At 55.5% G+C, this 10516-nt stretch carries 6 protein-coding genes; 4 read left to right on the forward strand and 2 right to left on the reverse strand.

Annotated features, from left to right (window positions below; genetic code table 11):
- Positions 1 to 85: 85 nt before the first annotated feature.
- Together AC01ZF_RS02710 and AC01ZF_RS02715 are read left to right on the forward strand one after the other, a co-directional pair.
- The gene (locus AC01ZF_RS02710; RefSeq protein WP_476575097.1) at positions 86 to 1426 is read left to right on the forward strand and encodes a S41 family peptidase; all 1341 of its coding nucleotides are present in this window, start codon (positions 86 to 88) and stop codon (positions 1424 to 1426) included.
- A 336-nt stretch (positions 1427 to 1762) separates the two neighbouring features.
- Complete coding sequence (locus tag AC01ZF_RS02715; protein WP_428113805.1) at positions 1763 to 3661, forward strand: protein kinase domain-containing protein; 1899 nt, start codon at positions 1763 to 1765, stop codon at positions 3659 to 3661.
- Positions 3662 to 3706: 45 nt separating this feature from the next.
- On the opposite strand, the gene AC01ZF_RS02720 is transcribed toward AC01ZF_RS02715, so the two are convergent.
- A complete protein-coding gene (locus AC01ZF_RS02720) occupies positions 3707 to 5647 on the reverse strand; it encodes an ATP-dependent helicase (RefSeq protein ID WP_424677133.1) in 1941 nt (646 codons plus the stop codon).
- 1233 nt (positions 5648 to 6880) lie between these two features.
- Between AC01ZF_RS02720 and AC01ZF_RS02725 the strand changes: the two genes are divergently transcribed.
- Both AC01ZF_RS02725 and AC01ZF_RS02730 read left to right on the forward strand, forming a co-directional pair.
- Positions 6881 to 7921, forward strand: coding sequence for a zinc-dependent alcohol dehydrogenase family protein (locus AC01ZF_RS02725; RefSeq protein ID WP_424677134.1), 1041 nt, complete (start codon positions 6881 to 6883; stop codon positions 7919 to 7921).
- Positions 7922 to 8093: 172 nt separating this feature from the next.
- The gene (locus tag AC01ZF_RS02730; RefSeq protein ID WP_428131457.1) at positions 8094 to 9548 is read left to right on the forward strand and encodes a hypothetical protein; all 1455 of its coding nucleotides are present in this window, start codon (positions 8094 to 8096) and stop codon (positions 9546 to 9548) included.
- Here AC01ZF_RS02730 and AC01ZF_RS02735 read toward each other — a convergent pair.
- On the reverse strand, positions 9534 to 10406 hold the full coding sequence (locus tag AC01ZF_RS02735; RefSeq protein WP_428113810.1) for an SDR family oxidoreductase: 873 nt from the start codon (positions 10404 to 10406) through the stop codon (positions 9534 to 9536). The genes AC01ZF_RS02730 and AC01ZF_RS02735 overlap by 15 nt on opposite strands.
- Between the last annotated feature and the right edge of the window lie 110 nt (positions 10407 to 10516).

Here is a 10516-nt window from a genome sequence, read left to right on the forward strand (position 1 = left end):
AGCGGATGGCAAGATTTCTCACTCCGCGCGAAATGACCATTGGCAAGGTTGCAATACGCGCTGCATCTCTAGAAAAGGGTTGGGAATGGAACGAGTGTGGACAGTCGTCGGGGTCATCGTTCGGTGGGTCGCCGTGATCACTGTGGCTTTTCTTGGTGGTTGGATCACCGGGCGGATTGTGGGCGTCTCTCCGATCGATGTCTTGATTACCGGTGTCTCTAACGTCGATATGCGATTGCTCACCCCTGGTGACCGCCGCCAACAGTTTGCCGTCTTCTGGGACGTGTGGGATCTGGTTGAAGGGAACTTCTACCAGCCGCAAGCTATCGATCGGCAGAAGATGGTATACGGTGCGATCCGTGGGATGCTAGCAACGCTCAACGATCCGTATACCTTCTTTCAAGAGCCACAAGAAGCTCAACAAAATCGGGAGTCGATGGAGGGCCGGTTTGAAGGTATTGGGGCTTATCTGCGGGTTGAAAATGGTCAAATCATTATCGACCGTCCGATCCCGAATTCGCCTGCCGAACAAGCCGGTATTCAAGCGGGTGACATCATTCTGGCAGTAGATGATCAACCACTGGCTGAGTTGATAGCCGGCTTGAGCGACCAAGAAGCAAGTGCGCGTGCAGTAAGCCTTATTCGTGGTCCGGCCGGAACGATCGTTCGCTTAACCATTCGCCGACCTGCCGAAGATCGCGTCTTTACCGTTGCCATCACGCGCGCAGCGATTCCGCTCATCACCGTCAATAACACGCTTTTACCCGATCGCATTGCCTATATTCAGATTACCGAATTCAAGGCCACAACCACCGAGTTGCTCGACCAGGCGATTGCCGAGTTGCTCCCACAACAACCGCGGGCCATTGTGCTCGATCTGCGTAATAATTCGGGCGGTTTTCTGACGACCGCGCAAGAGGTGCTTGGTCGGTTTTACGACGGCGTGGCGCTCTATGAAGAGGAGCGCAGTGGCGTCAACAAAGAGTTACGCACCATCACGGCACCGCCTAACCGGCGGCTATACGGTATTCCAATGGTAGTATTGGTAAACGGTGGGTCGGCTAGTGCCGCCGAGGTGGTTGCCGGCGCGTTGCGTGATGTACGTCCGAATACGGTCTTGCTCGGTGAGAAGACTTTTGGCAAGGGGTCGGTTCAGAACATCTATACCCTGCGTGACGGGAGCAGTGTGCGTATCACCATTGCGCGTTGGCTGACGCCGTCCGGTGAAGCGATTAACGGCATTGGGATTACACCGGAGCATGTCGTACCGGCAGCGAACGATCCGATCTATCAGGTACCGTGTGTGCCAGACCGGCCCAACGATACCAGTTGTGCGGATGCGCAATTGTACTGGGCGCTCAAACTGTTACGTGAGGGGGTGCCGCCACCACCGCCGGCACCTGTTGAAACAGTTACGGCCCCTTGAGCGGGGCCGTTAACCGGGTGGCAGGCAATGGGGCAAGCGCGAGGAAGCGGCATTGAGGAATGCCGCACGGGGTAGAAATGAGGAGGCAGAGATCCTGACTGGCAGGGAGGACACGGATGATCGTCATTGCGTGTCCGATCTTACAGGATGCCCGCCACCAACCGGCACAGTTGTAGTATACCATGACGCAGTGCGGAAAAAGGTGATAAGTAGCTACTTATGGTGATGAATCACTCACCGGAAGTGCAGGGCAGGGAAACATAACCAGACGGTTGACAAGGTAATTTCAATATGAATTAAACAAATGTTCTATTTACACGATACGCTGAGGCAGCTATGAGTAATCTACACTCTTTCGCCCACGGCGAACCACGGCCTACTGCCGCGCAGGAGTTTGAACTTCGTGAGTACCGCTTGCATGAACAGATTGGGCAAGACGAGCTTGCCCTGATCTATCGCGCTACCCATCAGACCCTCAACCGCCCGGTTTATGTCTTCTTGTTGCGTCGCCACGATTGGATCGCAAATAGCCGGTTTCAATTAGCCGCTCGGCTCGCTGCAAGTTTGAGTCATTCCCACTTATTACCGGTGATCGACGCTGGTCATGATGAACACTACGGCGATTATATGGTCATGCCGTACATCGCCGGCCGCTCACTGAATGAGATATTACAAGAAGGCCCACCGGATCTGACATTAGCGGTACGCATTATCACCCAAATCGCTGCCGTCCTCGATTATCTCCATGAGCAGCAAGTTGTTCATCGTGATGTCCAGCCGGCGAATATTCTGGTAACCCCGGAGGGGAATGCGTACCTGACCAACCTAAGCCTCGCTGCCGTGCCTGATGCTCCACTCGATTGGAGTATGCTGAGTGAAGCCGATTATCTCACACCATATTCAGCGCCTGAATTGAAACTCGCTCAGGCTGAAGCTCACGCCTCGCTCGATATTTACAGTCTTGGGGCAATAGCCTATCACCTGCTTAGCGGTGAGCTACCACCTACCGGTATGATTGTTGAGCTTGATTTGAGTAACAAACCACCCGCATTTATGTTAGCCGAACGGGTGTTGTTACGCATGCTCTCGCCCCAACCGAATCTGCGTTTCAGTACCGCCAGCGCGGCTGCAAATGCGTTACGACTCGCCCTACGCCCCCTCCTCGATCAGGATACGATCGATATGGAAGAGTCGCGTTGGGAGGATTGTGCCGAGTGGTTTGAGAATCCACTCGAATTGGCACTCAGTTCTGAGTTAGCTAATCTTGCTGAGCAATTTAACGATTTTCTGACCGAGGCGCGCAAACGGGCAGATACCTTCCATCGCCGTGACTATCTGCGTAAGTGGCTCAACCGTTGGAGCCGCCAGAAACCATTTCGTCGCTCATCACTCGGCCAACTGATCGAGTTTGAGCTAATCGCCAGTTATAATATCTACTTCTACGCGCTGAAAGTGCTTTACGAGCAACGTTCGCCACCGCAATTGCGGTCTCGTCCGATGCGGAATGATGAACGTCCGGTGGCTGAGCGGACATTGGATGTATGGGCAACGCCGCTGCCAGTTCACCGCGATTTCACATCTGAACCCGGCGGTGAGATGATCTTACCTGGCTCACGCCGCTTTTTTACCTGCACCGGTTGTCAAGGTTCCGGTCAAGTGGTGTGTCCGCAGTGCCAGGGGAAAGGTGTGATCAAACCGAAAGCGCGTCGTGGAGAACCTAACCCGGTCGAACAACCATGTGACCGTTGTAAAGGATATCAACGGGTGCGGTGCGAAACATGTGATGGCAATGGCAATCTGGTCGAAGAGAAGTTCTTTACGTGGTCGCGGTGGGTTGTCGAGCTTGAGAACGATGATGATAGCGAAGATTTGTCGCAGCAAGTACAGCGATTGCTTAAGCAGCAGGCACGTGAGATATATGAAAGTGAGATCGATCTCTACGATAGCCGCTGGCATAGTGTCGGGCCGCTTAGCCGTTTGATCGAGGAGGCGATTGCTAAAGCGGGTGCGCACGGTCGCCCGATACAGGCGAAGCTGACGATCAGGGGTGTCATGATGACCGAGATCAGCGGCATGCTTGACGACCAAGAGTGTCGTCTGTATGTGATCGGGTCAGGTGAAAATGAGAAGCTAGTCAGTACCGTATCGCTGCTGAATCTAGAACGGCTCGCGCTTGTGGTGGTAGCTGTGCTGTTCCTCATTGTCGTAGCGATCACGGCGATCATGTTGTTGTAATCGGCGATGATACAGGCGGTGAAGGGCCGTCATGCAAGACAGCCCTCACTGTTTGGCTTGTCGTGCTTGTTCGCGGCCAAAGGCCAATACCTCTTCGAGAAAGCGAGATAGTTTTAGGCGCTGACCGCGATTGCGGCTGGCCGTCCACGAAAGATAGAGCCGTTCGGCGGCGCGGGTGAACGCAACATAACACAGACGACGCTCTTCTTCGAGAGCGGCTGGATCGCCGAGACTGCGTTCGTGGGGGAGGGTTCCCTCTTCTAACCCTACCACGAACACGAAGGGCCATTCTAAGCCTTTGGCGGCGTGAATGGTCAGCAGTTGCACCCGATCCCGTTCATCGTCGTCATCGTCGGCGTTGGTCATCAGGGCGACTTCTTGCAAAAATGCACTCAGCTCGGTATGCTCTTCGGCGGCACGGAGCAATTCTTGCAGATGGGCGCGTGCTTCGGCCAGCTCTTCAGCGTCGAACCGTTCGGCTAAAGCGGCCATATAACCGCTCTGCTCCAGCACATCGGCCAACAGATGATCGGGCGGCATGGTACCGGCGGCTAATCGCCGCCACCGTTGGAGGAGGGCAAACAGTCGGCGTGCTCCTTCGACTGCACGTGGGCTTAGCCCAGGTATGACTGGGGCATGACCGAGTGCCTCGCTGAGCGGAATCGATTGGGTGGAAGCGAAGGCTGCAATGGTCGCCAGAGCTTGCCCGCCTAACCCACGCGCCGGTACATTGGCAATGCGGGTAAGGCTGAGGTTATCGGCGGGGTTGGCGATGCAGCGCAGATAAGCCAGCGCATCGCGCACAACTGCTCGGTCAAAGAAACTGACGCTGCCCCGCACGACGTAAGGCAGGCGGGCGTGGCGTAGGGCCTGTTCGAGTGGACGGCTCATGTGGCGTGTACGGTAAAGAACGACAATCTCGCGCAGTCGGCGACCTTGCCGTTGCAATTCGGCAATCGAGCGTGCTACTTGCTCTGCCTCCTCGCGGCTATCCTTTGCCTCGCTAATCAACACACTTCGCTCGGCTGCGACCGCCGCCGCAGCACGTAGCTCCATCGGCGACACACTGCGGCTGTGGCGAATAATCGCATATGCCGCATCGAGGATGGGTTGCCGTGAACGGTAATTGGTTGTCAGCTCGATCACTTGCGCGTCGGGGAAGTCGACGGTAAAGCGGTTGATAATGTTGTGATCGGCATTGCGGAAGCCGTAGATGCTCTGCATTGCATCACCGACCACGAACAGTGAACGTGGGCGATGTGCGGTCGGACGGGTGAGCAACTCGATCAGCGTGTGCTGACTCGGATCGGTATCCTGATACTCATCAACAAGTACGTGTAGCCAGCGTTGCTGATAGGTTGCCAAGAGATCGGGGTCTTCGCTGAGCAGCCGGTAGGCCGTCAGAATCAGATCATCGAAATCAAGCGCATTGGCCTGTTCGAGAGCGCGCTGGTAGCGGCGATAACAGGCTGCCACAAACCGATCGAGCGGATCGGTTGCAAACCGAGCCATCAGACGAGGGGTGAGCATACGGCTTTTGGCACGTGAAATGAGGCGCAGCACCTCATCGGCTTCGATCATTCGAGGTGGCGTTTCCGTGACGCCGGCTAACGCCTCGGCAGCCAACTGCAACTGCTCATCACTGGCGTAGATCGAGAACGAAGCGGTATAACCCTTTATACGACCGGCAATCGACTCACGCAGGATGCGGGTGCAAATCGCGTGAAAGGTGCCACTCGTCAAGCCACGGATGCGCGAGCCGAGCAACCCGCGCAACCGTTCGCGCATCTCGCGGGCGGCTTTGTTCGTAAAGGTAACGGCCAGTATTTGTGACGGTGATACGCCGTAATGAGTAATCAGGTATGCAATCCGCAGCGTGAGTACGCGCGTCTTGCCACTACCGGCGCCGGCCTTAACCAGCACAGGCCCGATCGGCGCCGTCACGGCGGTACGTTGGGCTGGGTTGAGCGAGTTGAACTGTTCCATAGACGTTGGCTCTGCACCGGTGGCTGACTACCATGCGTAACACAGTAACAGGTCTATCGCTGTGTTACCTTAGCGGTTCTTCTCTGCCCGGATCGACGTCGTCGGCCTTGGGGCAACGCCCCACATTATATCAGCGATGAGGTACAGTACGGTGCATGGGCGAGCGATGTCACGAAGGGTTATACGGATCGGTGTATTTGACGATACCGGTGTCTCGTGGTAGCGTCATTCCACCAGTTTAGACCAATACAACACCACGAGCAGTTAGCGTGATGGTCGTCATATCAAACGATCCCACTAGGATTGCGCTATGTCTATCTTGCCGGTCGGGGTAGCTCTACCTAAGCCGGTATCTGTGTTAGTACACTTGAGGATATTCAACAGCTTACCGGTGGGTTGTGCCCTCATTGCTTACCAAATCGGCAGCTACCGCGCACCTACGTAATTCCCTGATGATCGGCGTTTCGCAGTTGGGCCGGTTATCCTGATCTCGACGTGCAACGGCAAGAGGCACGAACGTTTGTAATCACCAACAATCCCGATACGCCGTCAGTTCGGCAGATGAAGTTACACGTTGAGTTGGATGTTGGGTCTGAATTGGTTGCTACGATGAAGACACGTATACGGCACAGCTCATGGCTTTCGTCCTCCTAATCGGGATTGGTTCGCCGAATTTGCCGGCAGCATTGACGATGGCACTGGTGGCGGTAAGTCATTTCAATTGATAGTGTTGGAACGCGAATTTCAATTGGCAACAGCGTTTCGGAATAGTCACGCAAACTTAAAGAGACAGCGTATGTCATCGTCCGTCGAGTCGCAGCACGGCTCACCTGTCCCAATCGAGCTAGAGTTTCCGGTGTTGGCGGTTGCTTCGTCTAAACTCGGCAGTGAAGCAGTAAATCGGTCGCCGATCTGCTTGTCCGCTTACGTACTATTGGTGCTAAGTTACCGGTACTAAGTGATGATGAACGTGGGTGCGCAATCGATACGCTCGGTTTGCAGATGTCTACCGGCTTAGCTAAGCTTGGTGAGTGCTATCATACCGGTGCCGTTGTTTTGCTACCACTTGGCTGTAACACGCGGGCTTGATCCGACAACGCCACGCGGATGGCAGTTACACGGACGATATGCGGCATAGCAATACTGGAGCTTATGGGGAGGCCGGTATCGATGCAGTGTGAAGATGATGTGATCTCCCCTTATCGCTATCTACGCTAGAAAAAGGAGAAGACAATGCGTGCAGTTTACTACGAAGCCTTTGGTCAAATGCCTTGGATTGCCAATCTGCCTGATCCCGCGCCGTCACCCGATGGAGTAGTGCTAGCGGTGCGCGCGACCGGCCTCTGTCGCAGCGATTGGCACGGCTGGATGGGGCACGATCCCGATATTCGGTTACCACATGTGCCGGGTCACGAATTAGCCGGTGAAGTAGTGGCCGTTGGTGCGCGGGTAACTCGCTGGCGGATCGGTGATCGGGTGACAGTACCGTTTGTCTGCGCATGTGGGGTTTGTCCGCAGTGTCAAGCCGGTCAGCAGCAGGTGTGCGATCACCAGTTTCAGCCGGGCTTTACCCATTGGGGATCGTTCGCCGAATATGTTGCTATCGACCGTGCCGATCTCAATCTGGTACGCTTGCCTGATGAGATGAGCTTTGCTACTGCCGCCAGTCTCGGTTGCCGGTTCGCGACCGCGTTCCGCGCCGTGGTTGATTTGGGCCGGGTCAGTGCCGGCGAGTGGGTGGCGGTGTATGGCTGCGGCGGAGTTGGCTTGTCGGCGATTATGCTGGCCAGCGCGTTAGGCGGGCAAGTAATCGGGATCGATATTAATCCAGAGCGGTTAGAACTGGCACGCGCGGTTGGCGCAACTGCGGTGGTTGATGCGATGGCTGAAGCTGATGCGGTGAGCGCGGTGCGCGATCTGAGCGGCGGCGGGGTGCATTTGTCGCTCGATGCGTTGGGCAGTCCAACCACCTGCGCTAACTCGATCGCCAGTTTGCGCAAACGGGGCCGCCATGTGCAAGTGGGGTTGCTGTTGGCCGAGCAACGTATGCCACCGTTACCGATGGATATTGTCGTGGCCCGCGAGCTGGTAATTATGGGCAGTCACGGTATGCAAACCCATCGGTATGATGCCATGCTCGATTTGATCCAGTCGGGCAAGGTGCAACCGCAACGCTTGATCGGGCGCACGATCCGGCTGGACGAAACACCGGCGGCGCTGGTCGATCTCGATAGCTTTCGTGGGGCGGGGGTGACGGTGATTACCGAGTTTTGAGCTGATAGATCAAACGATTCTTGGATTGAAACTCGCATTGGCCGACGTATGGGTAATATGACATTGCTACAATAGTTACGGAAAAAATAACCGATCTATTGGTATGGAGCGGATAATGTCTTCTATCACAACTCAACGACAAACTGGTTGGTCAAACTGGCAAAAGAGCCTTATGGCCGTTACCTGGGCAATTATAATCGTAGTCAGTCTGCGCACATACACCGATCCGGATCTCTGGGGACATCTGCGTTTTGGCCTTGACGCTATTGCTGCCGGTGACGTAATCCGTGTTGATCCGTATTCTTACCTAAATCTCGATCATCCTTGGATTAACCATGAATGGCTCATGGAAGTGCTCATGGGTCTTGCCTGGCGGGTTGGTGGTGAAGTAGGATTAATCACTCTACGCTTCGTTGTCTACCTCGCGACTTTAGGTCTCATCTTTTGGTGGCTGGTAAAGGTCAAGCAGACTACTTTCATGCCTACTGTTATCATCTGGCTAGGTGTGGTGATGACCACTATCTGGTTCAGTCTTGTGGTCCGACCCCAAATTTTTACCTTTTTCCTCTTCGCAGTGATGCTGATGATTATTGAAGCTGCCGAGCGCGGTCAGTATCGTTGGTTATGGTTAACGCCGGTCGTTGTGGGTGGATGGGTGAATTTGCATGGTGGTTTCTTGGCCGGGTGTGTTATGTTAGGTGTATGGACAATCGCGCACGTAGCGCTCAATCGTACCCGGTGGCGTGCGATTATTCCACCGGTTGTATGTGCAGCGCTTGCTACGCTGGTCAATCCCTACGGCCTAGGGATTTTATCGTTTCTGTTTGAGACAGCCACCGGTGATCGGCCAGAGATTGCTGATTGGCAACCTCTTCCCATCCGAAGTCCTTTTGGTGCAATTTACCTCGTGGTCATGGCATTAGCCGTGTGGGGGGTGTACCGATCATCATTGCAGCGTCGTCCAATTCTCATTGGGTTGTTTGGACTGGTTGGTATCATGCCACTGGTAGCTATTCGTCATTTGCCACTCATGGGCATTGCCTTTGCCATCTTTACCGGTGAGCATGTCAATGTGGTTTGGGAGTCGTTTTTTCGCCGGCAGCAAACCGAAGTGGCTATTCCTCGATGGTTACGCCCAATCCCTATTGTGGCAGCAGCGTTGATCTTGGCAAGTGGGTTGATCATCTCGCCATGGCGTTTTATTCCCGTCACAAGCGTTCCATACAACGCAACCGTACTGCTACGCGAGAGTGGTTTCCGTGGCAACCTGATGTGTGATTTTGGTTGGGGGCAATACCTGATCTGGCACCTTGGTCCGTTGGTCAAGGTTGGTATGGATGGGCGACGTGAGACGGTGTATGCTCCTGATGTCTATGCAGAGTATATTAATTTTCATTTCGGTACCGGTGATTGGGAAGCGATATTGCGTCGTCAACCTACCGATGCGGTACTCGTTGGTTTCGGATCACCGCCGGCTAATCTGCTAACCATTCATCCCGACTGGCGGCTCGTGTTTACCGATCACGAAAGTGCCCTTTTTATCCGGACTGACTCGACAGCCGCAGCAGTTATTGAGCAAACAGCCCGCACGTTTACGCCGCGAGAAGTTGCTTCAGCTTTCCCGTGATGGTTTGAGTTTACCCGACGCTTGCAACACCTCGCGTACACCGCGCAGCCGGTAGCCCAACGCAAGGGCGCGGCTGATGTCAAGCGCGCAGTTGCGCGGGCGGGGCGTGGGGCTTTCGGCGCTGAGCGTGCCGACGATACGGTTTGGGTCGAGGCCATACGCTTGGGCGAGCAGCCGGCCCCACTCGTAGCGGCTGATCGTCTCAGCGCCGGCCAGATTGATCACCCCGCGATAATCACTCTGCGCCAGATCGATCAGCGCCGCTGCCAGATCATCAACGAACACGGGGCAGCGCAGCTCGTCGTAGAAGAGTTTCTCCGTCCGTTCGCCACGCGCTACGGCCAGTGCAAAGGCGCTGTGGCGGTCGAGCGGATCGAAGCCGTAGATGAGCGAGGTGCGCACAATCGCGGCGTGCGGATGATGGTGTTGCACCAACTCCTCCGCACGCGCTTTGGCCCGACCATAGTCGGTAATCGGGTTGGGCGGATCGGCCTCGGTGTAGGCGCCTGCCTTCTCGCCGTCAAAAATGACGTCACTTGACATATGAACAAGACGTGATCCAATCTCTGCAGCGGTTGCTGCTACATATCCGGCACCTTCACCGGTAATCGCCATCAGGTCGGGATCGTATTGGCGAAAGGCCGTATGAATAATGACTGCCGGTTGCACCTCGGTAATTACCCGCCGGACAGCAGTCGGATCGCGGAGATCGAGAGGATACCACGTGATGTCAGTCGCCGCCGGTGGCGTTTGGTGATGAAACGTCGCCGCAATCGGTAAGCCACGTGCGCGGGCGTGGCGAATCAACGTGTTGCCCAGATAACCGGTACCACCAGTAATTAAAAAGGTGTTTTCCATACCGAATCCCCCTGTAGGGCCGCACGGCCGTGCGGCCCGCTGGCAGCGGTGAGGTGCGGTGCGCCCGGTGCGGCCTGGCAGCGGTGAGGTGCGGTGCGCCCGGTGCGGCC

Source organism: Chloroflexus sp. (assembly GCF_056331925.1).

Bases quoted from the DNA above. Each gene is read 5' to 3' on its own strand.
- AC01ZF_RS02735 (WP_428113810.1), bottom strand. From the start codon at position 10,406: ATGGAAAACACCTTTTTAATTACTGGTGGTACCGGTTATCTGGGCAAC.
- AC01ZF_RS02720 (WP_424677133.1), bottom strand. From the start codon at position 5,647: ATGGAACAGTTCAACTCGCTCAACCCAGCCCAACGTACCGCCGTGACG.
- AC01ZF_RS02730 (WP_428131457.1), top strand. From the start codon at position 8,094: ATGGCCGTTACCTGGGCAATTATAATCGTAGTCAGTCTGCGCACATAC.
- AC01ZF_RS02725 (WP_424677134.1), top strand. From the start codon at position 6,881: ATGCGTGCAGTTTACTACGAAGCCTTTGGTCAAATGCCTTGGATTGCC.
- AC01ZF_RS02715 (WP_428113805.1), top strand. From the start codon at position 1,763: ATGAGTAATCTACACTCTTTCGCCCACGGCGAACCACGGCCTACTGCC.
- AC01ZF_RS02710 (WP_476575097.1), top strand. From the start codon at position 86: ATGGAACGAGTGTGGACAGTCGTCGGGGTCATCGTTCGGTGGGTCGCC.